This is a genomic window from Massilia brevitalea, assembly GCF_030711405.1.
In the GTDB taxonomy this organism is placed as follows: domain Bacteria; phylum Pseudomonadota; class Gammaproteobacteria; order Burkholderiales; family Burkholderiaceae_D; genus Telluria; species Telluria brevitalea.
The window spans coordinates 195,451-221,132 of record NZ_JAULSI010000001.1; the positions used below are offsets into that span (position 1 = coordinate 195,451).

Sequence of the window (25,682 nt, forward strand, 5' to 3'; positions counted from 1 at the left end):
TGTTTCACAGCGCCGCTTTATGCTGATTGGGTGAAATATTCTTTCAAACTGCCGGATTTGACGAAATATTATTTCATCGCTATCCGGTCATGCATAATGCGTCCATACCTTCTGCGACCTTATGAAACTGCTCTTCAATATTCTCGGCGTGCTGGCCCTGCTGCTCGGCATCCTGGGCCTGTTCCTGCCGCTGTTGCCGACCACGCCCTTCCTGCTGCTGGCATCGGCCTGCTTCGCGCGCGGCTCGGACCGCCTCCACGGCTGGCTGCTGAACCACCGCGTGTTCGGCGTCTACCTGCGCAACTTCGAGGCCGGCCACGGCATCCCGCTGCGCGCCAAGATCGTGGCCTCGGTGATGATGTGGAGCTCGCTGCTGGTGGCCATCCTGCGCTTCGAGCACCTGGGCCTGCGCGTGGCGCTGGTCTTGATCGGCGCCAGCGTCAGCCTGTATTTGTGGCGCTATTTGCCGACGCTGCGCACCAGCCGCTGAATCACATGCCGGCGTCGTTGTCGGCAATCGACTGCGCCACGCCTTCTTCGACGTCCCTCAGGAAAGCCGCGCCGGCGCTCGACAAGGCCAGGCTGGGCGCGGCCAGTTCCAGCAAACACGCCAGCATCGGCCGGAACCAGGCCGTATCGCTGCCCAGCTCGGGATGGGCATGCGTATCGTTCAGGTAGAGCACGGCGCGCGTGACCATGTTGGGGTCGCGCCCGAGCTGCTGCACGTAGTCGGCGTGGCGCGCTGCGTCCTGCTGCAGGCGGGTCGTGACGGTATCGAGGATGTCGTGCGATACGCTGTTGTGGCGCGCCAGCAGGATGCGCGCCAGCGCCAGGCAGGCCTCGTCGAGTTCGTTGTTCCGTAGATGCATGATTCTTTCGCCGTAGTGAGACACTGCCATGAAGCCAGGCGTGCAAGGCCGCGCCGCCGGTTTTGTCCGATAATCGTAAGCGATATCCACGAACAGCGAGCAGCAATGGAATTCCAGTTTCTCGGCACCTCGGCCGGCACGCCCACGCGGGCCCGCAACGTCACCGGCCTGGCCCTGCGCGCCGGCGCCAGATCCTGGGTCCTGGTCGACTGCGGCGAGGGCACCCAGCACCGCATCCTGCGCACCGGCTACTCCTTGATGAGCCTGACGGCGATCTTCATCACCCACATCCACGGCGACCACTGCTACGGCCTGCCCGGCCTGCTGGCCAGCGCCGGCCTGCTGAACCGCACCGCGCCGCTGCTGATTGTCGGCCCGCCCTCGGCGCGGCGCTTCGTGAACGCGGTACGCGAGACCACCGAGCTGACCCTGCCGTATGCCATCGACTTCATCGACGTCGAGCAAGCGATGGCCATCGACGCCCTGCCCGACCTGGCGGTGCGCACCACCGAGCTGGCGCACCGGGTGCCGACCTTTGCCTACAGCTTCACTGAAAAGCAGGTCGAACGCCGTCTCGACATCGACAAATTGCGCCGCGACGGCATCCCTTCCGGCCCCGGCTGGGGACAACTCCAGGCAGGCCAGGACATCGTGCTGCCGGATGGCAGGCCGGTGCGCAGCCTTGATTACATCCAGCAGCCGCGCAGGCCGCGCAAGCTCATCGTCGCCGGCGACAACGCCACGCCGTCGCTGTTGGCGGACGCGGCAGCCGGCGCCGACGTGCTGGTGCACGAGGCCACCTATACCGAGGCGGTGCTGGAGAAGGTCGGCCCGGCCCCGATGCACAGCTCGGCAAAGATGGTGGCCGACTTCGCCCGCGAAGCGCAGCTGCCGAACCTGGTGCTGACCCACTTCAGTCCGCGCTACCACGAGCTGGGCGAGATCGAACAGGAAGCGCGCGCGGCCTACGGCGGCCGGCTGTTCTTGGCGCGCGACCTGGAGCGTTATGCGCTCGACCGGCATGGCGAACTGACGCTCGTGCCGGCCAGCCCGGCCAGCCCGACGTCCGGCCCGCAAGCAGCGCCGCGTTAATTCCCCGCCAGCCGCAGCCGCGTCGACGGCGCGACAAAAGTACGCAGGTGCGCGCGGCGGCGCCCTTCCATCGCGCGGCGCAATTGCTCGGCGCTGACCGGCGGGCTGTAGAAAAAGCCCTGGAACTGGTCGCAGTCGTGCTCGCGCAGGAAATTCAGTTGCTCCTCGGTTTCCACGCCCTCGGCGATCACCTTCAATTGCATGGTGTGCGCCAGCGCGATCACGGCGCAGACAATCGCCGCGTCGTCGGCATCGGTGGTCAGGTCGCGCACAAACGAACGGTCGATCTTCAAGGCGTGGATCGGAAAGCGCTTCAGGTAGCTCAGGCTGGAGTGGCCGGTGCCGAAGTCGTCGATCGAGAGGCTGACGCCCATGTCGGCCAGCTCCTGCAGGGTGGCGGTGGCGCCGGCCGGGTCCGCCATGACCACGCTTTCGGTGATTTCCAGTTCCAGCTGGGCGGCGTCGCAGCCGGTTTCTGCCAGGATCTGGCCCACCAGCTGGACCAGGTTTTGCTGGTGGAACTGGCGCGCGGACAAGTTCACGGCGACGGTCATCGGCGGCAAGCCCGCCTCGCGCCAGGCCACCAGTTGCTCGCAGGCGGCGCGCAGCACCCAGGCGCCGATCTCGACGATGAGCCCGGTCTCCTCGGCAATCGGAATGAAGTCGCCTGGCCCCACCGGCTCGCCACCCGGCGGACACCAGCGCAGCAGCGCCTCGACGCCGACCTGCTCGCCCGTGGCCAGGTCGATCTGCGGCTGGTAATGCAGCACGAATTCGTGGCGCTCGATAGCACGGCGCAGGCCGCTTTCCATGCGCAGGCGGTCCAGGGTGCGCGCATTCATCTCTTCGGTATAAAACTGGAAATTGCCCCGGCCTAGTTCCTTGGCGCGGTACATGGCGGCGTCGGCATTCTTCAACAGCGCATTGCTGTCGACGCCGTCGCGCGGATAGAGGCTGATGCCGATGCTGCCCACCGGCGAGAATTCGTGGCCGAGCACGTTCATCGGCAACAGCAAGGCTTCCAGCAACTTGGCCGACAGCACGGCGGCGGCGCTGCTGTCGGCGATGTCCGGCATCAGCACCACGAATTCGTCGCCGCCGAGGCGCGCCACCGTGTCGCCCTCGCGCACGATGCCGGCCAGGCGCCGCCCCGCCTCGACGATCACATGATCTCCCGCTTCATGGCCGAGGCTGTCGTTGATGGTTTTAAAACGGTCGAGGTCGATGAACAGGATGGCCACCTGGTGCCGCGAGCGGTGCGCCAGCGCCAGCGCCTGGTCGAGGCGGTCCATCAGCAGGCTGCGGTTGGCCAGGCCGGTGAGCACGTCGTGGCTGGCCATGTGGCGCAACTCGTGCTCGTACTGCTTGCGCCGGGAAATGTCCTCGACCACGATCATGAGGTTCACGTCGGCGCCGCTCGACACCATGCGCGACACCGCCACGTTCACCCACACCGGCTCGCCATCCTTGCGCACGTAGCGCTTTTCGATGGCATAGCTCGGGATTTCTCCCGCCAGCAACAGCCGCAGCGAGGCTTCGCTGGCCGGCATCTCTCCCTCCAGCGACATGTCGCGGAAACTCATGGTTTTCAATTCTTCCTCGCTGTAGCCGACGATCTCCTGGAACTTGCGGTTGGCGCGCAGCCAGCGCCCGTCGCGCGCGGCCTGGGCCAGGCCGACGGCGGCGTGGTCGAAGGCGATGCGGAAGCGCTCTTCGCTGTCGCGCAGCGCGGCCTTGGCGCGCATCGGCACGGTCAGGTCTTCGGCGATCAGGAGCAGCAGGTTCTCGCCGTCGAGCCAGGCGCGCGACAGGGCGCAGCGCAGGTAGCGCGGTTCCAGCGACGCCAGCTCGGCGGGCAGCGTCAGCATCAGCTCCTCGCTGTAATCGGGCGCGCGCAGGCCGACGTCGATGCGCTCGCACAGCTCGGGCAGGTGCAGGAAGTCGCCGACGTCGATGTCCCCGGCCGGCGCCGGTACGCCCAGCATCGCGCACATCGCCGGATTGATGGTGCGCACCTGGCGCGCGGTATCGATCACCATCACGCCGGATGGCAGGCTGGTGAGCACTTGTTCCGCGTAATTCTTCAGGCCCGAGAGTTCCAGGCGGCCGGCCTGTTCGTATTTTTTTCTGGTCATCGGTGGAGGCGTCGGTGGGACGCTGCCTGCATTCATTGAGCGAACGCAAGGATGACGCAGATAATTGAATCAGTTCTTGAGGCAGATCAAAATATTTCCGATAAGCATGCCGCGTTCAGGGTGGACGGCATGGCCGTCCACCCCAAGCTCTACACCGAAATCCGCCACGGCGCCGTCGAATCATAGTCGCTCTTGTCGGCATTGAGCGAAATGTGGACGTGCTTCGTGTGCGGATTCGAGCCGCCGTAGCTGCGCCAGACCCAGGGCGCGACGCTGCCTTGCGCATACGAACTCATGATGCGCCGGTTCCAGATCACGTATTTCACCCGCGGATCGCGTCCCGACTGCAGCGACTGCGCCAGCGTTTCCGCGCTGCAGCCGCCGGCCGCATCGTGGGTGATGTCGACCGCCGACACCACGCCGGTGTTGCCATCCTCGATCCAGGGATTGTGGTCCGAGTCGCGCGAGCGGTGCGCGGCGTCGCCGATGGTGCCGTCGCTCGCCTTGCTGCGGTTCGGCGCCTGGCGGTTGACCTCCTCGCGCAGGGCCGTGATCGCCCGCGCCAGGCGCCACGGACGGGCCGAGTCGACGTAGGAATACGACAGCGGCGCCAATTCAACAGTGGCGCCGGGCGCCATCTCGCCGACATCGTCGCCGATGTTCGGCGTGGGCGTCTCTTCCCGCATCTCCGGCGCGACGCCCTCCTGCGGCATGCGCAGGGCCTTGCGCAGCGTCCCGCCGAACAGCCCGCTCACCGAGGCGAAGCCGGCGTCGGTCGGATGCAGCTCGTCGGCCCAGCGGCCACCGACGGTGCCGCGCACGTCGACGTGCCAGGCATTCCGGAACAGCCCGGTCGGATAGCTGGCCCCGCACAGGCGCTGCAAGACCAGGTTCAGGCGGTCGATCAGCTCGTGCACGATGGCGCGCTGCAGGCCCGGGTCGTCGATGCCGAGACCCTCGCGCATCGGCCGCCCCAGCCATTTGTCGACCGCAGCCCAGCTCGGGTTGCGCGTCTCGCCCGGCGCGCCGCCCGGCAGCGCGTAATCGTAGCCGTGGCAGAGCACCGGCAGCGTGGGAAACTCGCGCGCCACGTTGTCGAGCACGCGGCGGTAGCAATCCTCGATGAAGCGCAGCTTCTGCTCCAGCGCCGGCGTGTCGAGATACCAGCCGGCCGGCTGCCCGGCCTGGAAGCGCTTGAGGATTTGCGTGACCACCGGCTTGCCGCGCCCATCCGCGCCGATGATGTCGTTGCCGCCGCCGGAAAACAGGAAGGCCTTGACGTTGCCGGCGTTGCGGCGCAGCGCCTGCATGTACTCGGCGGAATCGAAGACCATGTTCTGCAGCGTGTCGCCGGCGGCATCCACGCTCCACACGTTGTAGTCGCTGCCAAGCCCGTCGATCACGTCGGACAACAGCACCGGGAACTGGAACCAGGAATCGCCTTCGGACACCAGCACCGGCTTGCGGTCGCCGGTGGCGATGCGCGCCTGGAAGGCAGCCTGGCGCCGCATGCGGCTCAGGCCATTCGCCCAGGACATGGCCATCGCGCCTTCTACGTTGTCGCGCGGCGGGGCGATGTCGACCAGTTCCGGGTTCAGGATGATGCCCGGCGAAAAGGGTTTCGCCAGCTCGGGGGCGCCCTTGAAGTAGGGCCGCAGCTCGGCTTCGGCGATGCTCGGGTCGCGCATCATGTCGGTCAATTCCCGCATCGACACACGCCCGCGCCCGCGCGCCGCCGGCCTGGCGCCGGGCCGGGCCATGGCGCGTTCCTCGGGCCTGCCGATATCGACTTGCGGCAAGCCCTCGACGTCGACCGTGATGCGCAAGTTGATCGGAATCTGCAGCGCGCCGGTGTCGCCCGCCGCCGGCTGGGCAAAGGACGGCGCCGGGCGCGCGGCCCCCTGCCCTTGCGGCGCTTCGAACACCCGGCCTGCCGATTGCCGGCCATCGGCGACAATCCAGGACGGCTGCCAGAGGTCGGTCACGCCGATGCGGCCGTCGAACTGCACGCCGGCATCGAGCACGCGGGCGTCGCGCCCCAGCTCGTAGCTCGGCACCGCATAGTTCGCCTTCAAATATTCGCCGGCGAAATGCAGGCCGATTACGTGGCCGGTGGACACGTCGATCACGGACGAACCCGAGCTGCCGCCCAGGGTCGAGCTGTCGTGCACCATCGCCTGCACCTCGTTCTCGAAGCTGCGCACGCGGGTACGGCGCCGCACCTTGCCCGGCTGCAGGCGCTTGACGTTGTAGACGCCGCCGAAGATACGGTCCTGCAAGGCCAGGTCGTTGCGGTCGTCGCGCGCCGGATAGCCGACCGCCACCATGTCGCGGTTGAGCAGGTCTTCGGGGGCGCGCACCGACAGCGTCAAGGGCTGGGCCGAGGCCGGCAAGCCGCTCACCTGCAGCAGGGCCATGTCCCAGTAGGGATGGATCATCAGCACACGGTCGACCGTGATGTAGGTGGCCTGGGCCGGGTCGCTGTCGACCTGGCATTCGAAGTCGACCAGGGCGTCGCCCGGCCGGTAGATCAATCCCTCCAGGCCCAGGCCTTCGGCAAACAGGCGCGCCACGTGACGGTTGGTCATCAACAGTTGCGGGCCGACCAGGAAGCCGGTGCCGCCATACGGCACCGTATACATGTTCGGCAATTCGATGCGGCCGACCGCGCCCAGCAGCGGATCGATGCGGTTGCGCATCTCCTTGGTGTCGAGCTCGCTCCAGACGCCGCCCAGCTGGTCGTAGGTGCCGCCGCGCACGAACACGGCCGGCCGGTCGTGGGCCAGCACGATGGCCTCGACGCCGAACAATTCGGCGGGGCTGACCTGGTCGTCGCGCTGCTCCTTCAGCTTGCGCATGCCCTCGAGGGCGTCGTTGTAGCCGAACTGCGGCCCGGCGCCGGGGCGGTGGTCGCCACTGGCCTCGAACGGCCGCAGATCGCCGCTCCAGTCGGGTGGCGGGATGGGCAACGAGTCGAGATCGTCGCCCGGGGACAGCTGGCGCAGCATGGCGCGTACCCGGCTGACCCGTTCCATGTGATTCAGCATGATTTCCTCCTGCATGGTTGCTGGTGCAAACAAAAGAGGAGCCCGGGCCGGCAAGGACTTCATCGGTGCCGGGCCGTCGCGCGGTGCTGCGCCGAAGCGTGCACTCGTCGTTATGCGTTGCGCATATGGAGGGTCGGATTAGTCTAGCAAATGGGTGAGATGGAGCAAGGTCGTGCGTTGTAATTTGGGCTATGTATTCGCCTACGACAAGGACGCTTGCGGTGCAGAAATTCAATTTCCTCACCGAGTTGGCGATCGCATGTCTTGCTACACCTAATTACAAAATTGTTACTTGTTTTGTGACAAAGCGTGAATTTCCGGGCAACTTTCTCAGGGTATATTGGCTCGGCTGCAAGCCAGTGCATTTTTCCTGTCGAAAGCCGAGTCTGCTCACATGAAACAATTACTCTCCAGAACGCGCCGTTTTTTCCTTGGAACTTTACTGCTGAGCACAGCTGTCCATGCCCAGATTCCCGGTTTCGAATTGCCGCCCGCCTGCCCGCCGAACTCCAGCTGCGTACCCGGCATCCCTCCGACCCTGCCGCCGGCGCCACCCGGCACCTGCGGCCCGGGCAACGGCGGATCGACCTGCGGCGCCGAAGGCCCCGCCTCGGCCGACAGTTCCGACGGCCTGAACATCGGCGCCGGCAATCCGATCAATATCATCAACGGCAACAAATACCAGCGCGAAATCGACATGGCGGCGCTGCCCGGCACCCTCGGGCTGGAAATCGTCCGCCATTACAACAGCACTTTCAGCCGGCCCAACCACTCCACCAACCTGGTCGGACGCGGCTGGAAACTGTCGTACGAAACGGAACTGCACGTCACCGGCAATGCGTTCCAGGTCATCCAGGCCGACGGCGCCCGCATCATCTTCGAGCGCGACCCGGACAACCCGGCGCTGTGCGCCAGCCGCAACCCGGCGGACGGCCACCTGACCGAAGTGCAGACCAGCCGCGGCAAGGAGTACGTCTGGCGCTGGCCCAATGGCCGCGAACTCAGCTTCGACGCCAAGGGCAAGCTGGTGCAGATCCTCGCACCCGGCGGGCAATTCGTGACCCTGCAATACGACGCCCAGGGCTTGCTGCGCACCGTGACCGATCCGCAGGGACGCAGCCTGCGCCTGCATCACGCCGGCAAGCGCGATGCGGGCGGCAACTTCCGCGGCCTGCAAGCCATCGACAGCCCGGTCGGCCGCTTCGCCTACAGCTACGGCAGCCCGTTGCCGAAAGGAGCGGGCGACGACCCTGCCCTGCTGCGCGCCAACCTGCGCATGGTGAAGTTCCCAGCCGGCGCCAGAACCTACCACTACGAAGACGCGCGCTTTCCCACGCTGCTTACCGGCATCAGCGAACTGAGCGGCGGCGGCGCCGCGCCGCCGCGCTGGCAGCGCATCGCCACCTATGGCTACGACGGCAACGGCAAAGGCAATCTCTCCGTCAGGGGCTTGCCGGCCCGGCTGGCCCGCGCCGCCGACGGCGCCCTCATGCAGCCGGCAAGACTGGCCGCCGGCACCGGTGTAGGCCAGGTCACCCTGGACCACAGCCGTCCGGGCGCCACGGTCGTCACCAACGAGCACGGCCAGCAGACCGTGTTCCGCCACACCGTCAGCGGCGCCGGGTATCGCCTGCTCGAAGTGCGCGGCCCCGGCTGCGCCGACTGCGGCGAAACGAACGTGCGCTACGACTACGACCGCGACGGCCGCCTGACCGGCACCACCACGCTCGATGCGAGCGGACAAGCTGTCGCCTCGACCGAAGCCGTGCTCGACCAGCTCGGACGCACGGTGCGCCTGACCCGCGTCATCTACCGCAACGGCAAGCGGGTGTCCTCGCACTGGCAGCGCCGCTTCGAGTACGCGGGCGCCAGCACCCAGCCAGCGCTGATCGGCCGCCCCAGCGTGATACCGGGCAAGGAACACCTGACCCTGGTGCGCTATGCCGGCAGCGGCCCCGCTGCCGGCCTGCCGGTCGAGGTCACGGAGCGCGGCTTCGCGCCGTCGCCCGATGCGGCCGGTTTCGTGGCGATCGCCCGCACCATGTCCTACCGCTACAACGCGTATGGCCAGCAAACCCTCGCCGACGGCCCGCTGCCGAATGCCACGCGCGGCGCCGGGCCCGCCAACAGCGACATCACGCTCACGGAATACGACCCGAAAAACAAGCTGCCGGTGCGTACCACGCTGCCCGGCAACATGAGGACGGAGGTGCTGGAACGCGACGCCGCCCTGCGCCCGACCGTCGTGCGCACGAACGACGGCACGCTGCTGCGCACCACCACCGTGCGCTACGACTGGCGCGGCCAGCCGCAGGACATCCGCGTCGTCCACGGGAGCGGCGAAACGGCGCTGACCCAGGTCACCGGCTACCGCTTCGACCTCGGCGGCCGCGTGACCGCGATGATCCGGCCTGACGGCAGTACGGTTGCGCCGTCTGCCGCGGAATCGGCCAAAGCAGCGGTCAATGGATCAACCTCAGCATCGAACGACGCATCTGCCGAAGGCGCGGCGCTGCCGGCAGCCCTGCGCGCAGGGAGCGTCGAAACCGACAGCCTGAAACGCCCCGTCGCCTGGACCGATGCCGGGGGCGTGCGCGCCCTGGACGCTGCCTGGGGACCGATCGGCACCGCCGCCGAATCGATGATCCAGGCGTTCAGCGCCAACGGCGCGCAAGCGGTGCGCCTGGTGGACGACTTCGGCCGCGTCAGCGCCATCCGCAACCCGGGCCAGGGCTGGCAGATCGCCACTTACGACGCCGCCGGACGCATCGTCGAACTGCGCGACCCGCGCGGCGCCGTACAAAAGGCGCGCTGGGACAACGCCGGGCGCCTGGAATCGCTGCAACGCTTCCTGCCCGGCGCCACCGCGTCCGAGCAGACCCTGGCCTACCGCTACCAGGGCATGCGCCCGGTTGAGCAGCGGATCGAGGATGCCGATGGCCGGCGCGTCACGCAGACGGCCTACGACGGCCGCGGCCTGATGCTCAGCCGCACCCTGCGCATCGAACCGGCCGGAAAGCTGGCGCTTGCCATGCCGGCGCCTGTCGTCATGACGCAAGGCTGGCGCCATGACGGCCAGGGCCGCTTGATCGCGCAGGTGGTCACGGATCACCAGGGCAAACAGCTCGAACTGCTGCAACAGCTCGACAAGAAAGGCATGCCCGTTGGCCTGTCCACGGGCGGCGCCCTGCCCGCCAGCCTGGGCGGCGGCAACACCGTGGTCGGCAGCATGCGCTGGCAGCAGCAGTTTGCCACCGACATCGTGCACGGCGACGGCAGCGCCGATCATTTCGATGCGCCGCCGCAGGAGGCCGGTGCGCCGCAAGCGGCCAGCCCATTGCGCCAGATTGCGGCGATGGGTGAGGTGCTGGGCGATGCAGCGGGAGAAACCTCCGGCTTGCCCGGCACGCCGGGCGCCGGCGCCGATGCGGCCGGCCTGCCCGCCAGCATTACCACCATCGGGGGACCGCAGCGCCTGACCTGGAACGCCGCCGGCCAGCTTGCCCACAGCGCCAGGGCCGCGGGCAGCAGCAGCTATGTGTACGACGCGCTCGGCCAGCGCGTGGCCAAGCTGGTGACGGATGCGCAGGGCAAGACAGTCGCTACGCTCTCGTTCTACGACAGCAACCGCCTGGTGGCGGAGGCCGACGCCCACGGCGCCATGCGTTACGCCTACGCCTGGCTCGGCTGGCGGCCCCTGGCCCAGTTCGATCTCGGCACGGCATCGCTGTGGCAGCGCTTCAAGAACTGGCTGTTCGGCGCACCGGCGCGTGCCCTGCATACCGACCGCGTCGGCAAGGTGCTGAGCATGTCGGAACACGGCGAGACCGTCTGGCAGGAGCCGCGCCCGGTGGGCAGCCTGATGCAGGTGTCGCTGCAGGCCGGTAGCGCACAGCACCAGCCGCTGCGCTACGTGGGCCAGTACCATGACGACGACAGCGGGCTGGTCTACCACGGCGCGCGTTACTTCGACCCGGCCAGCGGACGCTTCCTCAGTCCCGACCCGGTCGGCGTGGGCGATGCCCTGAGCGGCCTGGCAACGCCGCTGCTGCTCGACCTGTACGCCTATGCCGGCGGCCAGCCGGACGAATACTTCGACCCCGACGGCGCGGCGCGCATCCGCTACTTCGCCATCACCACCGGCGCCAACGGCCAGGCAATCGGCACCGAACAGGGATTCACCAGGGCGCGCTGGGCCTTCATCGTCGACAACGTTGCCGCCGGCCCCGGCCTGAATCCGCTGGGCCAGACCCGCAACACCTACGCGGCCAACCACACGGCCCTGCTGGTCGACGTGGGCGGCAACTTCAATGCGGCGAACCCGGCGCAAACCTGGAATGGCGCCGGCCAGGAAAGCGCCTTCCTCAGCCATTACGGGAATAACCTGATCAGCCTTGCCGAGTTCACGGTCGAGATGGACGACGACAAGGCGGCCAAGCTGATCGCAACCTACATCACCGCCGACCGAACCCGCCTGTTCGGCAATGTCTGTCCCGCCCGCAATCCCCTGCTGCCCGCGATCCGCTTCGCCCCGGGCGAGGCCGACATCAACGTCACACGCCAGGTGGAGCCCGCCGTGGCCGGAACGACCGGTAACCAGGCCAACGTGCAGCGCATCCTCAACTGCAACCGCCCGACCACGGTGCCGGTCACCTACGCCAACGACGCGGAGCGCCGGCGCGTGATGAAGTTCGAAGCCGCGGCCGAGATGCAGGAGTCACCCGCGCCGTCGGCCATCTACCGCGACTGCAGCACCAACAATGGCTGCCGCAGTGCGACCGACATCACGCTGAACGGGCATTCGTATTACGCCAGCTACGGGCGCACCCAGTTCGTGAGCGAAACCTTCCTGCGCACCTTGAACGACCTGGTCCCCCAGCTGACGCCCGCCGAACTGGCCCAGCTGCGCCTGAACACCGCGGTACAGCTACCCAACGGCAACATGGGCACCATGGCGGACATGGCCGAGCTGGCCCAGCGCCGTGCAACAGCAGCCGGCAACGCCTTCCGCGATTTCCGCGCCCGTTTCGGCACAGGCCGGACCACGGCGCAGGCAACCGCGGCATGGAACAGCCTGAGCGCCGCGCAGCGCGCCAGTTTCACGCGCAATACCGGCTTTGGCATGACGGAATTCATCGACATGCTCGCCTTCGTGCCGAGCGGCCGGGCCCGCACCGAGAACGAGGCCCTGAATGCCTTCGGTTCCGAGGCAGCCCGCCGCCTCCTCGACGGCAACGGCGCCACCAGCTTCGGCGACTGGCTGATGTGGCTGTACCAGAGCCAGGACCCGTACAACTTCGTCTCGAAGCGCTTCCTGAAGAGCAATCTCGAAACCATCATGAATACGCCGGCGATCCGCGCCCGCTTCGTCAACAATGAAACGCCGGGAACCGAGGCCTACCGGACCCGCCAGCGCGAAATCGAGAACGACCTGGCGGTGCGTACCGCGATTACCCATAATCGCGGCAGCGGCGGCACCGCGGTGAATATCAACGTGCCCCAGTACGTGCAAGACTACGCGAACGAATTCACGCGCGTGGCCGGCCGCGGCGACTGGCGTTCGCTGCGCTGTTCCGATGAACTGGGCAATACCAAGGGCCTGCAATTCAATAACCTGAACCTGAGATGACGACCATGAAGCTTTACTCAACGCTGTTTGTTGCCATGGGCGTGCTGTTGCCGGTTTGTGCCTGGGCCGACGCTGCGCCGCCGGCTCGCATCGAACTGCGGCCCGACGCGCCTGCCTGCAAGACGCCCAAGGCGAAGCTGCCCAAGCTCGGCGTGGATGTGGCGAACGACATGCCGACCGAGATCAAGGCGGATTTCAATGGGGATGGCTGGTGCGACTATGCATTGGCTGTGCCCTATCCACGCAATTCGCAGATGAATTCATACCGCCTGGACCAACTTATGGCACTGGGGCAGGCCGATGGCTGGAAGCCGGTATTCAACGGAAAGAAAGGATGGGAGCTGGATGCGAATGGGTATGAATATCGGACTTGGCCAACAGACCGTATCGACCTGACCGATATCAGGCTGCTGTTTCCAAAGCAATCGGGTGCGCCCTTTGTGCTGGGGCTGTACGCGGGTGACCCCGACGAAGGAAAACGCAACATGGGGAAAAACTGCTATCAATATCAATCCGTGCATCGCTGGGACGACAAGGTCGGTACCTTCAGAAAGACCGACGATGCAACACGTGACGCGGTGCTGAATTACTTTTATTCGGCGATCGAGAAGCCTTGCAGCGCAAAAAAATAAACTTGCCGCTGATGGCAGCCAGACGATCACATTCCCTCCTCGCCTGTTTCAGTACATGAAGCGTATTCCAGCGTTGGCGATCATGAGTGGAGTGGCGATGTTGGCTTCTTCAAGCGTGCATGCGGCCAAGCCATACACCTTTGAGCTGCGACCAGATGCGCCGCAATGCAGGATGCCTGAAGCGAAACGGCCGAAACTTGGTGTCGACTTCAAGCATGACCTGCCAACCGAGATCAAGGCGGACTTCAATGGGGATGGCTGGTGCGATTACGCCCTGGGCGTCCATTACCCTCTGAATTCCAACATGAATGCCTATGGCCTGGATGAGTTGATGGTGCTGGGTCAGGCGCGCGGCTGGAGGTCTGTTTTCAACGGCAAGAAAGGATGGGAGCTGGAAGACCACGACACCTGGCCGACCTTCCGTGTCGACCTGACCGATATCCGGCTGGTGTTTCCAAGGCAGGGAGGCGCGCCATTTGTCTTGGGGCTCTATGCGGGCGGATCAAACGACGGGACACGCGGCATGGGCAATGGCTGCCAGCAGTACAACTCGGTATACCGCTGGGACGATACGGTTGGCACCTTCAGGAAAAGCGAAGAGGCAACGCGCGATGCCGTGCTGCGGTATTTTTATTCGGCGATTGAAAAGCCTTGCAGCGCACGGGAATAAGACCGAAATGCGGCGGTGGGACGAATGGAATCGGAAAAGCGAAGGCTTACGCAGACTGGGGGCGTAAGCCTTTGTTGTATTGGTAGGCCTCCCCGGAGTCGAACCGGGCACCAACGGATTATGAGTCCGCTGCTCTAACCAAGCATGAGCTAGAGGCCCAGAAATCGGGACAGTGGCTAGAAGAACTCTCGCCACCCGCTCCAACGGCGCGGAACCGTGGAGCAGAGTGGCGAGAGGATATTGCTTTTACACTAGAGCCGTCAAGCTTTAACGAAGACCGCAGCCAACAATCAGCTACTCCCCTCCAGGAAGCTCTTCAGCTTGTCCGACCGCGACGGATGCCGCAGCTTGCGCAGTGCCTTCGCTTCGATCTGGCGAATCCGCTCGCGCGTCACGTCGAACTGTTTACCGACCTCTTCCAGCGTGTGATCGGTCGACATCTCGATCCCGAAGCGCATGCGCAGCACCTTGGCTTCGCGCGGGGTCAGCGAGTCCAGCACGTCCTTCACCACACCGCGCATCGAGGCATGCAGGGCCGCATCCGACGGCGCCAGCGTGTTGTTGTCCTCGATGAAGTCGCCCAGATGCGAATCGTCGTCGTCGCCGATCGGCGTTTCCATCGAAATCGGCTCTTTCGCGATCTTCATGATCTTCCGGATTTTGTCTTCCGGCATTTCCATCTTGATCGCGAGCGTTGCCGGGTCTGGCTCTGCGCCGGTTTCCTGCAGAATCTGGCGCGAGATGCGGTTCATCTTGTTGATGGTCTCGATCATGTGCACCGGAATACGGATGGTGCGTGCCTGGTCGGCGATCGAGCGGGTGATGGCCTGGCGGATCCACCACGTCGCATACGTCGAGAACTTGTAGCCGCGGCGGTATTCGAACTTGTCCACCGCCTTCATCAAGCCGATGTTGCCTTCCTGGATCAGGTCGAGGAATTGCAGGCCGCGGTTCGTGTACTTCTTGGCGATTGAAATCACCAGGCGCAAGTTGGCCTCGGTCATTTCGCGCTTGGCCTTGCGGGCCTTCATTTCACCGGCCGCCATCTGGCGGTTGATGTTGCGCAGGTCCGGCAGCGGCAGCACGACGCGCGCTTGCAGGTCGATCAGGCGTTGCTGCAGTTCCTTGATCGTCGGGATATTGCGGCCGAGGATGGCGCTGTAGGCGTGGCCGGCGCTCACTTCGTCATCGACCCATTCCAGGTTCGTCTCGTTGCCCGGGAACACTTTAATAAAGTGCGCGCGCGGCATGCCGCAGCGGTTCACGGCCACGTCCAGAATCTGTTTCTCGATGTGGCGCACTTCGTCGACCTGGCCGCGCAGGGTGTCGCACAGCTTCTCGACGACTTTCGCCGTGAAGCGGATGCCCAGCAGTTCGTTCGAGATGGACTCCTGCGCCTTGACGTAGGCCCTGGAGTTGTAGCCGTCCTTTTCGTAGGCCTTGCGCATCTTGTCGAACTGCTGTTCGATGGTGCCGAATTTTTCCAGGGCCGAGGCCTTCAGGGCTTCGAGCTGCTCGGCGGAATAGCCGGCCGCGCCGGTGCTGGCGGCAGCTTCTTCTTCCTCGCCCTCTTCTTCGTCCTCGGCGTCTTCTTCCTCGTCCTCGTCGCTGTCGCCAGCGCCCGGGCCAATGGCGCTCGGCGAAGTTTCTTCCGGCGCTTCTTCGTCGACCATGCCGTCGACGATTTCGTCGATCTTGATCTCGTCGGCTTCGATGCGGTTGGCGGCGGAAATGATTTCGGCGATCGTCACCGGGCAGGCGGAAATCGCCTGGATCATGTCGCGCAGGCCGTCCTCGATGCGCTTGGCGATTTCGATTTCGCCTTCGCGCGTTAGCAGCTCGACCGAACCCATTTCGCGCATGTACATGCGTACCGGGTCGGTGGTGCGGCCAAAGTCGGAGTCGACGGTCGAGAGTGCTGCTTCGGCGGCGGCCTCGGCTTCGTCGTCGCTGGTGACGGTGGCAACGTTATCGGACAGCAGCAGCGTTTCGGCATCGGGCGCATGTTCGTAGACAGCAATGCCCATGTCGTTGAACGTGCCGATGATGCCTTCGATCGCTTCCGGGTCGACGATGTTGTCGGGCAGGTGGTCGTTGATTTCCGAGTAGGTCAGGAAGCCGCGTTCCTTGCCGGACTTGATCAGCGCCTTGAGCTTCTGGCGGCGGATCTCGAGCTCTTCTTCGCTCGCTTCGGTATCGGACGAAAACGCGTCTTTCAGCAAGGCTTTTTCTTTGGCCTTGCGGTCCTTGGCCTTGGCCTTGTCGACGGCTTTCAGTTCGGCACGTTCGACGGCGTTCAGCGCAGCGACCTCATCGTTCTCGGGCGTGAATTCCTTCGGCTTGCGTCCGCGCCGCCCGGGGACCTTGACGGTCGGCAGCACGTAGCCCGACGTGTCGATGGCGGCCAGGGTGGCGGCATCGGTGGTCTGGCTGACGACAGGCGCTGCATTCGTGCGAACTTCCGCCTTGTCTTGCGCGTTGTCCGCCTTGGCGGACGCTCTGGTGGTTTTGGCAGCCACTTGGGGTTCGGGTTTCTTGGTTGGCACAGGCGCTTTCGATGTCACGACGACGAACTTTACGATGGTTAAAGATAAAGTTTTATTACCTTACAACACCCTGCAAACAGCGTACAACACTGCTTCGCTAACGGAAACTCCACGCGCCTTTTGACACGAAAATCGTTTCAAAGGTTGCAATAGTTAGCGTTTTATTATAGCACGCACCCCTTATTTTTCCAGATACAAACCGTGCCATCCAGGCAACAGTCTGGCGCAGGCTTGATGAGATCAGCGCGGCGACATGGCTGCTTCTGCCTCCTTGGCCAGGAGGTGCTGCTGGGCTGTAATTTCGCGATAGCGAGTACTGACCTGATCTGGGGTCAAGCCGGAAGAAAACAACTGGTTCAACTCCTGTTTCAAGGCATCCATCTTGATTTGCCTCACAGCACTTACTAGCCAGACACGGTCCGCTTCGCTGTCCGTTTCGGGTTCCGACGCGATTTCCGCGATGATACGGTCGTACTCACCGGTCAATTCTTTCAGCTGCTGGGACAGGGCCGCGAAGGTGCCGTATTCGCCCAGCGCCTGGGCCATTTCCACCAGGTGACGCAAGGCGTCGGCGCTTTCCGGGCCAAAATAGTCGAAGGCATGCAAGGCGCTGTCGTCCAGATGCAGCGACAGCGATGGGTGCGCCACCAGAATACGCAGCATCTGCAATTCCAGGCCCACCGGCTCCGGACGCCCCTGGCGCGGTGGCGCCCTGCGCACCACCGATACCGGCTTGGACAATTCGAACAGCGCCTCGATCTCGGCCGGTGTCGATTCCGTCAGGCTGGCCAGCATGCGCACGATCTGCAGGCGCAGGCTCGAGGGCGTCATCGCTTGCAGCATCGGTTTCGCGTCGAACTGGGTCTTGGCGCGCCCTTCCGGCGTGGACAGGTCGTGCTCGCCCGTCACTTCGCGGATCAGGAACTGCGACAGCGGCATCGCCTCGTTGATTTCCTGGGCGAAGGCGTCGGCGCCGAACTCGCGCACGTAGCTGTCCGGGTCATGTTCTTGCGGCAGGAACAGGAACTGGATGGTCTTGTTGTCGCTCACTTGCGGCAAGCAGGCTTCCAGCGCGCGCCGGGCGGCGCGGCGGCCGGCCTTGTCGCCGTCGAAACTGAAGATGACGTTGTCGGTCTGGCGCAGCAGCTTTTGCACGTGGGTACTGGTGCAGGCGGTGCCGAGCGTGGCCACGGCTTGCGGGAAGCCGAGCTGGGCCAGGGCGACGACGTCCATGTAGCCTTCCGTCACCAGCACGTAGCCGGCGTCGCGAATGGCTTGCCTCGCCTCGAACAGGCCATACAGCTCCAGGCCTTTCTGGAACAGCGGGGTTTCCGGCGAGTTCAGGTATTTCGGCTCGCCGCCGTCGAGCACGCGGCCGCCGAAGCCGATCACCTGCCCTTTGGTGTTCCGGATCGGGAACATGATGCGCTCGCGGAAGCGGTCGTAGCGTTTCTTGTTGCTGCCGTCTTCGTCGACTTTATCGATGACCAGTCCCGATTCGACCAGGGCCAGCGCGTCGTAATCCTGGAACACGCTGCGCAGGCTGTCCCAGCCCGACGGGGCGTAGCCCATGCCGAAGCGGGCGGCAACTTCGCCGGTCAGGCCGCGGTTCTTGAGGTAAGCGATCGCGTTCGGCGCGTTGCGCAATTGCGCACGGTAATAGTCGCAGGCTTGCGTCAGGGCGTCGGTCATCGCCAGCGACTGCGCCTGCTGGGCGGCGCGCTGCATCGGCGGGATCTTGTCGTCGGCGTCGGGCACGACCATGCCGACGTTCTGGGCCAGGTCTTTCACCGCATCGACGAAGCCCATGCCCGAGTATTCGATCAGGAAGCCGATGGCGGTGCCGTGGGCGCCGCAGCCGAAGCAATGGTAGAACTGCTTGGTGGGGCTGACGGTGAAGCTGGGGGATTTTTCGCTATGGAAAGGACACAGCCCCATGAAATTGGCGCCGCCCTTTTTCAGCTGGACGTAGCGCCCAACCACATCGACGATGTCGACACGGTTGAGCAGATCGGTAATGAATGATTGCGGGATCACTTGGTGGTCACAGTGTTTGTCTCAGGTCAGACTATACCGCAGGGCTCGCTACAAATTGATTTGCAACAAGCAGGGGCCGCACAAGACCCCTTTGTGGTACATCAGGCGCCGGACAGCGCTTTTTTGACGAGGTTCGATACAACAGTCATGTCGGCGCGGCCGGCCAGCTTTGGCTTGACGATGCCCATGACCTTGCCCATGTCCTGTGGACCGGCGGCGCCCGAGGCGGCCACGGCAGCGGCGACTTCGGCGGCGATTTCATCATCCGACAGGCCGGCAGGCATGTAGGTGGCCAGCACTTCGAGCTCGGCCTTTTCGATATCGGCCAGGTCGGGGCGATTGCCGGCTTCGAACTGGGTAATCGAATCCTTGCGCTGCTTGATCATCTTTTCGATGATAGCGACGGTTTGCTGCTCGTTTACTTCGATCTGCTCGTCGACTTCCTTGCGCTTGATTTCGGCCAGGATCAGGCGAATGGTCGCCAGCTTGCTGGCTTCCTTGGCGCGCATCGCGGCTTTCATGTCGTTCGTGATTTGTTCTTTCAGGCTCATGGCATCTCCGAGGTGATGATTACAAACAACAAAACCCGCCGCGGTCACAACCAGGGCGGGCTCCAGAGACTTTCGCGGCTACCGGGACGGGCATTGCCCACGTCGCCGGATCATGGCCAGCGGGACAGTCTTAGTACAGTTTCTTAGGCAGTTGCTGGCTACGGATGCGCTTGTAGTGGCGCTTCACGGCAGCGGCGAGCTTGCGCTTGCGCTCTGCAGTTGGCTTTTCATAGAACTCGCGTGCGCGCAGTTCCGTCAGCAGACCGGTTTTTTCGATAGTGCGCTTGAAGCGACGCATAGCGACTTCGAACGGCTCGTTTTCTTTAAGGCGGATAGTGGTCATGTAAAAATCAAACCGTTGGATTTAGGGAAGAACGAAAGTCTAGCAGGTTTTGACAAGTAGGGGAAGAGTTTACCTGCTTGTGCTGAATTTGCTACAGCGCATGGATGGGCAGGGTTTATTGGGCTGTTGCCTGTGCTGTTCGTGGTTTGTTGAGTCCGCGTGGGCACGGAGTGCCCACGCTACGAGGATGTGAAAAAATCGCCATGGCGGCGTTGCCTCGTCTCGCCGTACGCTCGTACTGTCTTCGACTCGACGCCTTGCCCTGACAATTTTTTCACATCCTCTACGGATGAGGTTACTGACTTCGGATAGCAACAACCAATCTCGTTACTTATACGCTCTGGCCGGCGACGAAGCCGGAGGCCCAGGCCCACTGGAAGTTGTAGCCGCCGAGCCAGCCGGTGACGTCGACGGATTCGCCGATGAAATACAGGCCGGGAACCTTGTTGGCCATCATCGTTTGCTGGGACAGTTCGCGGGTGTCGACGCCGCCCAAGGTGACTTCGGCCTTGCGGTAGCCTTCCGAGCCGGTCGGGACGATGGCCCAGCGGTTGATGGCGTCGCCGAGCTTGCGCAGCTTGGCGTCGGCCATGTCGGCCAGGCGGGCGTCAGGGGCGAAGCCGTTGGCGAGCAGCAGGCCTTCGGCCAGGCGTGCGGGCAGCCATTGCGACAGCACGTTGCCGAGTTGTTTCTTGACCGTGGTTTTCGAGCCGATCAGTTCTTCGGCGACGTCCATTTCCGGCAGCAGGTTCAGCACGATCGGCGTGCCGGGTTGCCAGTAGCTGGAAATCTGCAGGATCGCCGGGCCGGACAGGCCGCGGTGGGTGAACAGCAGGTCTTCGCGGAAGTGGCCTTTCTTGGCGCCCTTCCCTTTTCCGGAACCGGTCGACACTTCCACTTCCAGCGCAATGCCGGCCAGCGGCGCGAACGCTTCCCAGCTCGGGCCGTCGAACGTCAGCGGCACCAGGCCCGGACGCGGCTCGACCAGTTTCAAATCGAATTGGCTGGCGATGCGGTAGCCGAAATCGGTGGCGCCGATCTTCGGGATCGACAGGCCGCCGGTGGCAATCACCACGCTGGCCGCTTCGATATCGCCGTGGTCGGTGGCGATGAAGAAACCGTCATCCAGTTTTTCCAACGATTCGATCTTGCACGGCATGCGCCAGGCGACCTCGCCTTTCAGGCATTCCGACTTCAGCATGTCGATGATCTGCTCGGCCGATTCGGTGCAGAACAGCTGGCCGCGGTGCTTTTCGTGGTGGGCGATGCGGTACTTCTTGACCAGCGCGACGAAATCCTGCGCGGTGTAACGCGACAGCGCGCTTTTGCAGAAGTGCGGGTTGTCGGACAGGTAATGCTGGTGCGAGGCATTCACGTTGGTGAAATTGCAGCGTCCGCCGCCGGAAATGCGGATCTTTTCCGCCAGTTTCCCGGCGTGGTCGATCAGCACCACGCGCTTGCCGCGCTGCCCCGCCACGGCCGCAGCCATCATCCCGGCCGCGCCCGCGCCGATTACCGCTACATCGAATTGTTTTGCCATGCTGCTGCCGTGTCCTTCAAAGCGAATCGCCAAACCGGCCATTTTAACGCTTCGCGACAGTAAATCCGAGGGCTGGCGGCAAAAACGCCGCGGCGATGCGACGTTCTTGCCAAGGCATTATCGATACGTCAGCTGCGTAATGCTCGTGAAGCGCGCACGCACTGCGCCACCTGGTTCAGGATGGAACGCGGCACCGGCACCTCGCCGCGCAAGGCGGCGGCGATCCAGCTGGCGGTGGCGGCCGCATCGCGCGCTTCCGGCACCTGCGACAAATCGTCGGTCGGCGCATCGCGTTCGACCAGCAGGGTGCGCGTGCCGGCGTGGAACCAGTCGATCTGCTGGGCGCGGTGCGGGTTGGCCACGGTTTCGCCCTCGGTGCCGCGCATCAGGAAGGCGTCGCCGCGTGCGTGTGGTGCAGCCGTGGTGAAGTATTGCGCCAGGGTTTCCAGGTACTCGGGATGGGTGTAGGACACCAGGCGCAGCGCCGGGCCCTCGAAAGGCTGCAGGATTTTTACCAGGGTGTGCGTGGAATTGCGCACGCCGAGGATGCGGCGCAGCGACAATTGATGGGCCAGCGCCGGCGCCAGGGTCTCGATCGCCATGAAGGCGGGACGATGCGCGGCAAAGGCGTCCTGCAGCTCGGCGCTGGAGCCGGCTTCGGCCAGGCCCATCTCGCCCAGGATCTCGGCGGTGGTTACGCGGCCCGGGTCGGTGCGCACGCCGTGCACCAGCGTCGGCACGCCTTCGCGCGCCAGCAGCAGCGCCAGCAGAGGCGTCAGGTTGGCCAGCTTGCGCGCGCCGTTGTAGCTGGGAATGAGTACCGGGGCGAACTCGCCGGCGGGGCTGGGCAGCGGGGCGAACGAACGCTCGGCGGCATCCATGAAGCCCGCCAGCTCCTCGACGGATTCGCCCTTGATGCGCATGGCGAGCAGGATACCGCCGAGTTCGAGATCGGATACGCGGCCATCGAGCATGGCGCCATACAGAGAAGCTGCGTCTTCGCGCGACATGCTGCGCGCGCCTTTGACGCCGCGGCCGATCTCCTTGATGAAGCGGGCGGCGGGGAATGGGTCGTTGTGAGTTTGCATCGCGATACTTTACACCGATGTGCGGATGGCCCGCTTTTGCGCTGCTTGGTGCACCAATGCATTTTTGGCGCTACACTGGCCGATCCGACTTTTGCCCCACGGACGCATTATGCAGATCACACCAGATATCGAAAATACCAATGTTACCTCGTTCGGGCGCATGCCTACCCCGACCGAGCTGCACGCCAAGCTGCCGCTGACCGAGCGCGCTTTCTCTACCGTCATGGAAGGCCGCGCCGCCTTGCGCGACATCCTCGACCGCAAGGACAAGCGTTTGTTCGTGGTCGTCGGTCCCTGCTCGATCCACGATCCGGAAGCAGGCCTGGATTATGCGCGCCGCCTGAAAGCCTTGCAGGAAGAAGTGGCCGACACGATGCTGCTGGTGATGCGGGTGTATTTCGAAAAACCGCGCACCACTACCGGCTGGAAGGGCTATATCAACGATCCGTTCATGGACGATTCCTTCCAGGTCGACGTCGGCATGGAACGCGCGCGCCAATTCCTGCTGGATGTATGCGAACTCGGTTTGCCGACCGCCACCGAAGCGCTCGATCCGATTTCGCCGCAATACCTGGGCGATCTGATTGCCTGGACCGCGATTGGGGCGCGTACCACCGAATCGCAGACGCACCGCGAAATGTCGTCGGGCCTGTCGACGCCGGTCGGTTTCAAGAATGGCACCGATGGCGATGTGAGTATCGCGATCAATGCGGTGCTGTCGTCGGCCAATCCGCATGCGTTTTTGGGGATTAACGACAAGGGCACGGTGTCGATCGTGCGCACCCGCGGCAACGCCTATGGGCACGTGGTGCTGCGCGGCGGTGGCGACCGGCCGAACTACGATTCGGTGTCGGTGACGATTGCCGAGCAGGCGCTGGTGAAAGCCAAGCTGCCGGCCAACCTGGTGGTCGATTGCTCGCATGCGAACAGCTACAAGAAGCCGGAACTGCAGCCGCTGGTGATGTCGGACGTGATCCAGCAGATCAGGCACGGGAATCGCTCGCTGGTGGGGGTGATGATCGAATCGAATATCGTGGCGGGGAACCAGCCGATTCCGTCGGATTTGTCGCAGTTGAAGTATGGGTGTTCGGTGACCGATGGCTGTATTGGCTGGGACGATACGGTGGCGATGCTGCGTAGCGCGCATAAAGAACTCTTGCAGCGTCCGTAATTCGGCGCACACGGTGTTGATATTGTAGGGTGGGCTCTCGAGCCCACGCGGTTTCACTGGCTGCATATCTGCGGCAATGGCGCGTATTCGCAAACGATGAGACCGCGTGGGCACAAGTGCCCACCCTACGCCCATGCACCGGCAGCGGGCCACAAGACCGTCATCGCAGCATCGTCCGTCTGGGTGCTTTACAATGTCGGATTCCGCTTCCCCCTCCCCTCTGTTCCCATGATTGTTCTCGGCGTCGAATCCTCCTGCGATGAAACCGGCCTGGCTCTGTACGATACCGAGCGCGGCCTGCTGTCCCATGCCCTGCATTCGCAGGTGGCCATGCACGAAGAATACGGCGGCGTGGTGCCGGAACTGGCCTCGCGCGACCATATCCGCCGCGCCCTGCCCCTGCTGGAACATTCATTAAGTAAAGCCGGCATCGCCAAGAACGACATCGACGCCATCGCCTATACCCAAGGCCCCGGCCTGGCCGGTGCGCTGCTGGTCGGTTCCTCGGTGGCCTGCAGCCTGGCCCTGGCGCTGGACAAGCCGGTGCTCGGCGTGCACCACCTCGAAGGCCATTTGCTGTCGCCGCTGCTGGCGACCGAGCGGCCCGACTTTCCCTTCATCGCGCTGCTGGTCTCGGGCGGCCACACCCAGCTGATGCGGGTCGACGGCGTCGGCCGCTACACGCTGCTGGGCGAAACCCTGGACGACGCCGCCGGCGAAGCATTCGACAAATCGGCCAAGCTGCTCGGCCTCGGTTATCCGGGCGGCCCGGCGATTTCGCGCCTGGCGGAATTTGGCGATCCGAAAGCCTATACCCTGCCGCGCCCGATGCTGCATTCGAAGGATTTCAATTTCAGCTTCTCGGGCCTGAAGACGGCGGTGCTCACCGTGGTGAAGAACCACGAGGAAAAGGTGATCGCGAATATCTGCGAGCAGGACAAGGCGAACATCGCGCGCGGGTTTGTCGATGCGATCGTCGACGTGCTGGTGGCCAAATGCGTGAATGCGCTGCGCCACACGGGCCTGAAGCGCCTGGTGATTGCCGGCGGCGTGGGCGCCAACAGGCAGCTGCGCGAAGCCTTGAATGCGGCCGCGGCCAAGCGCAAGTTCCGGGTGTTTTATCCCGAGCTGGAATTCTGCACCGACAATGGCGCGATGATTGCCTTTGCCGGCGCCATGCGGCTGGAAAAGAACCCGGACCTGGCCGTGCGCGACTACGCTTTCAATGTGCGTCCGCGCTGGCCTTTGGACGAGCTGGAAGCGGCCTGAGACGGGTTCTGGAGGCGCGCGGCCGGTAATGAACTTGCAAGGCTGACACCGATCCTACCGTGTGACCGCCGGTTGCCAAAGAATGGCACACTTTGACGGTTCAGTTTTCGGAGGTCCTACATGCGCGTTGTGAGTTGGAACATCCATTGGGGCTGTGGGAAGGACGGGCGCATCCGTATCCACGCGATCATCGATGTGCTGCGCAAGCTTAATCCAGACGTCATCTGCCTGCAGGAAGTAGCAGCGAATCATCCTGAACTCGAAGGAAGCGCGACCGCGAACCAGTTCAAGCAACTGGCCGGCGCTTTTGGCGGCTACCACGCCATCGACTATGCCCCGAGCGAAATCTACCGCAACAACGTTCCCCGCCTGTTCGGCAACCTGATTCTTTCCAAATACCGCATCACGCAGGCGCACCGGCATTCCCTGCCGTGGCCGTTTGATCCTGTGTCGCCGGGCATGCCGCGCGGGGCGATCGAAGTCGTGCTCGATACGCCGCGCGGCAAGCTGCGGCTGGTGACCACGCACCTTGAATATTATTCGGCGCTGCAGCGCGGCGCGCAGGTAGGACGGCTGCGCGAACTGCATGCCCAGGCCTGTGCGCGGGCGCGCGCCTATGTGCCGAATCCCGAGATGGATGCGCCGTTCCAGCTGGGCGAATTGCCGGCGTCGGCGATTTATTGTGGGGATTTCAATTTGCAGCCGGGGGCGGAGGAATACGAGGCGATGCTGGCGCCGCCCTTGAGCGGAGAACTGGCGCTGGTGGATGCGTGGCGGGCAAGGCATCCGGACCATGCGCGCGCGCCGACGGCGGGGCTGCATGGGTTTGCCTGGCCGGAGAAGCCGGATTGCTATGACTATTTCTTTGTGACCGAGGATTTACGGCCGAGGATTGGGGAGGTGGAGGTGCAGTCGGAGACGGGGGTGTCGGATCATCAGCCGATTGTGCTCGATCTGGTGTGAAGCGGTGGGGGTGATCTTCTGGATGCGGTGGCAAGATGCTGGCGGTTCGACCACATCGGAGGCCAACACGATGCGGGCTTCCGCGTGGGCACGGGGTGCC

Annotated in this window: 17 protein-coding genes and 1 tRNA gene; 8 read left to right on the top strand and 10 right to left on the bottom strand. The window is 64.3% G+C overall.

Features of this window, described 5'->3' with window-relative positions:
- Positions 1 to 121: 121 nt before the first annotated feature.
- Entirely contained in the window at positions 122 to 490 is a 369-nt protein-coding gene (locus QWL29_RS00755) for a YbaN family protein (protein WP_305820975.1), read from the top strand.
- Between the two features lies 1 nt (position 491).
- Here the strand turns inward: QWL29_RS00755 and QWL29_RS00760 are convergent, their stop codons facing one another.
- The gene (locus tag QWL29_RS00760; RefSeq protein WP_305820976.1) at positions 492 to 869 is read right to left on the bottom strand and encodes a hypothetical protein; all 378 of its coding nucleotides are present in this window, start codon (positions 867 to 869) and stop codon (positions 492 to 494) included.
- Positions 870 to 974: 105 nt separating this feature from the next.
- On the opposite strand from QWL29_RS00760, the gene QWL29_RS00765 reads away from it, so the two are divergent.
- On the top strand, positions 975 to 1,961 hold the full coding sequence (locus tag QWL29_RS00765; RefSeq protein ID WP_305820977.1) for a ribonuclease Z: 987 nt from the start codon (positions 975 to 977) through the stop codon (positions 1,959 to 1,961).
- Here QWL29_RS00765 and QWL29_RS00770 read toward each other — a convergent pair.
- On the bottom strand, positions 1,958 to 4,096 hold the full coding sequence (locus tag QWL29_RS00770; RefSeq protein ID WP_305820978.1) for a putative bifunctional diguanylate cyclase/phosphodiesterase: 2,139 nt from the start codon (positions 4,094 to 4,096) through the stop codon (positions 1,958 to 1,960). The two genes, QWL29_RS00765 and QWL29_RS00770, sit on opposite strands and share 4 nt — an antisense overlap.
- 149 nt (positions 4,097 to 4,245) lie before the next feature.
- Positions 4,246 to 7,143, bottom strand: a complete 2,898-nt coding sequence (locus QWL29_RS00775) for a trypsin-like peptidase domain-containing protein (RefSeq protein WP_305820979.1) — start codon at positions 7,141 to 7,143, stop codon at positions 4,246 to 4,248.
- 394 nt (positions 7,144 to 7,537) lie between these two features.
- On the opposite strand from QWL29_RS00775, the gene QWL29_RS00780 reads away from it, so the two are divergent.
- From QWL29_RS00780 to QWL29_RS00790, 3 genes are read left to right on the top strand one after another with little or no spacing between them, the layout of a single operon-like run.
- Complete coding sequence (locus tag QWL29_RS00780; RefSeq protein ID WP_305820980.1) at positions 7,538 to 12,772, top strand: RHS repeat-associated core domain-containing protein; 5,235 nt, start codon at positions 7,538 to 7,540, stop codon at positions 12,770 to 12,772.
- Positions 12,769 to 13,404 (top strand): hypothetical protein, encoded by a 636-nt coding sequence (locus QWL29_RS00785; RefSeq protein ID WP_305820981.1) that lies wholly within the window; start codon positions 12,769 to 12,771, stop codon positions 13,402 to 13,404. The genes QWL29_RS00780 and QWL29_RS00785 overlap by 4 nt, the downstream gene beginning before the upstream one ends.
- A 55-nt stretch (positions 13,405 to 13,459) precedes the next feature.
- Positions 13,460 to 14,074, top strand: a complete 615-nt coding sequence (locus QWL29_RS00790; RefSeq protein ID WP_305820982.1) for a hypothetical protein — start codon at positions 13,460 to 13,462, stop codon at positions 14,072 to 14,074.
- Positions 14,075 to 14,154: 80 nt separating this feature from the next.
- Here the strand turns inward: QWL29_RS00790 and QWL29_RS00795 are convergent.
- The 7 genes from QWL29_RS00795 to ybiB form a co-directional block, all read right to left on the bottom strand.
- Positions 14,155 to 14,233: transfer RNA gene (locus QWL29_RS00795), tRNA-Ile, on the bottom strand.
- A gap of 131 nt (positions 14,234 to 14,364) precedes the next feature.
- Entirely contained in the window at positions 14,365 to 16,593 is a 2,229-nt protein-coding gene (gene rpoD, locus QWL29_RS00800) for an RNA polymerase sigma factor RpoD (protein WP_305820983.1), read from the bottom strand.
- A 267-nt stretch (positions 16,594 to 16,860) separates the two neighbouring features.
- The gene (dnaG, locus tag QWL29_RS00805) at positions 16,861 to 18,657 is read right to left on the bottom strand and encodes a DNA primase (protein WP_305820984.1); all 1,797 of its coding nucleotides are present in this window, start codon (positions 18,655 to 18,657) and stop codon (positions 16,861 to 16,863) included.
- A gap of 101 nt (positions 18,658 to 18,758) precedes the next feature.
- Complete coding sequence (locus tag QWL29_RS00810) at positions 18,759 to 19,208, bottom strand: GatB/YqeY domain-containing protein (RefSeq protein WP_305820985.1); 450 nt, start codon at positions 19,206 to 19,208, stop codon at positions 18,759 to 18,761.
- A gap of 130 nt (positions 19,209 to 19,338) precedes the next feature.
- The gene (gene rpsU, locus QWL29_RS00815) at positions 19,339 to 19,551 is read right to left on the bottom strand and encodes a 30S ribosomal protein S21 (protein WP_005665410.1); all 213 of its coding nucleotides are present in this window, start codon (positions 19,549 to 19,551) and stop codon (positions 19,339 to 19,341) included.
- A 331-nt stretch (positions 19,552 to 19,882) separates the two neighbouring features.
- Positions 19,883 to 21,091 (bottom strand): BaiN/RdsA family NAD(P)/FAD-dependent oxidoreductase, encoded by a 1,209-nt coding sequence (locus tag QWL29_RS00820; protein ID WP_305820986.1) that lies wholly within the window; start codon positions 21,089 to 21,091, stop codon positions 19,883 to 19,885.
- A 128-nt stretch (positions 21,092 to 21,219) separates the two neighbouring features.
- A complete protein-coding gene (gene ybiB / locus QWL29_RS00825) occupies positions 21,220 to 22,179 on the bottom strand; it encodes a DNA-binding protein YbiB (protein ID WP_305820987.1) in 960 nt (319 codons plus the stop codon).
- A gap of 109 nt (positions 22,180 to 22,288) precedes the next feature.
- Between ybiB and QWL29_RS00830 the strand changes: the two genes are divergently transcribed.
- The 3 genes from QWL29_RS00830 (at position 22,289) to QWL29_RS00840 (ending at position 25,582) form a co-directional block, all read left to right on the top strand.
- Entirely contained in the window at positions 22,289 to 23,350 is a 1,062-nt protein-coding gene (locus tag QWL29_RS00830) for a 3-deoxy-7-phosphoheptulonate synthase (protein ID WP_305820988.1), read from the top strand.
- 228 nt (positions 23,351 to 23,578) lie between these two features.
- On the top strand, positions 23,579 to 24,619 hold the full coding sequence (gene tsaD, locus QWL29_RS00835; RefSeq protein ID WP_305820989.1) for a tRNA (adenosine(37)-N6)-threonylcarbamoyltransferase complex transferase subunit TsaD: 1,041 nt from the start codon (positions 23,579 to 23,581) through the stop codon (positions 24,617 to 24,619).
- Positions 24,620 to 24,739: 120 nt separating this feature from the next.
- Positions 24,740 to 25,582, top strand: coding sequence for an endonuclease/exonuclease/phosphatase family protein (locus QWL29_RS00840; protein ID WP_305820990.1), 843 nt, complete (start codon positions 24,740 to 24,742; stop codon positions 25,580 to 25,582).
- Positions 25,583 to 25,682: the final 100 nt, after the last annotated feature.

Excerpts from the sequence above, each read along its gene's own strand:
- QWL29_RS00755 (WP_305820975.1), top strand. The coding sequence starts at position 122 with ATGAAACTGCTCTTCAATATTCTCGGCGTGCTGGCCCTGCTGCTCGGC.
- QWL29_RS00760 (WP_305820976.1), bottom strand. The coding sequence starts at position 869 with ATGCATCTACGGAACAACGAACTCGACGAGGCCTGCCTGGCGCTGGCG.
- QWL29_RS00765 (WP_305820977.1), top strand. The coding sequence starts at position 975 with ATGGAATTCCAGTTTCTCGGCACCTCGGCCGGCACGCCCACGCGGGCC.
- QWL29_RS00770 (WP_305820978.1), bottom strand. The coding sequence starts at position 4,096 with ATGACCAGAAAAAAATACGAACAGGCCGGCCGCCTGGAACTCTCGGGC.
- QWL29_RS00775 (WP_305820979.1), bottom strand. The coding sequence starts at position 7,143 with ATGCTGAATCACATGGAACGGGTCAGCCGGGTACGCGCCATGCTGCGC.
- QWL29_RS00780 (WP_305820980.1), top strand. The coding sequence starts at position 7,538 with ATGAAACAATTACTCTCCAGAACGCGCCGTTTTTTCCTTGGAACTTTA.
- QWL29_RS00785 (WP_305820981.1), top strand. The coding sequence starts at position 12,769 with ATGACGACCATGAAGCTTTACTCAACGCTGTTTGTTGCCATGGGCGTG.
- QWL29_RS00790 (WP_305820982.1), top strand. The coding sequence starts at position 13,460 with ATGAAGCGTATTCCAGCGTTGGCGATCATGAGTGGAGTGGCGATGTTG.
- QWL29_RS00810 (WP_305820985.1), bottom strand. The coding sequence starts at position 19,208 with ATGAGCCTGAAAGAACAAATCACGAACGACATGAAAGCCGCGATGCGC.
- rpsU (WP_005665410.1), bottom strand. The coding sequence starts at position 19,551 with ATGACCACTATCCGCCTTAAAGAAAACGAGCCGTTCGAAGTCGCTATG.
- QWL29_RS00820 (WP_305820986.1), bottom strand. The coding sequence starts at position 21,091 with ATGGCAAAACAATTCGATGTAGCGGTAATCGGCGCGGGCGCGGCCGGG.
- ybiB (WP_305820987.1), bottom strand. The coding sequence starts at position 22,179 with ATGCAAACTCACAACGACCCATTCCCCGCCGCCCGCTTCATCAAGGAG.
- QWL29_RS00830 (WP_305820988.1), top strand. The coding sequence starts at position 22,289 with ATGCAGATCACACCAGATATCGAAAATACCAATGTTACCTCGTTCGGG.
- tsaD (WP_305820989.1), top strand. The coding sequence starts at position 23,579 with ATGATTGTTCTCGGCGTCGAATCCTCCTGCGATGAAACCGGCCTGGCT.
- QWL29_RS00840 (WP_305820990.1), top strand. The coding sequence starts at position 24,740 with ATGCGCGTTGTGAGTTGGAACATCCATTGGGGCTGTGGGAAGGACGGG.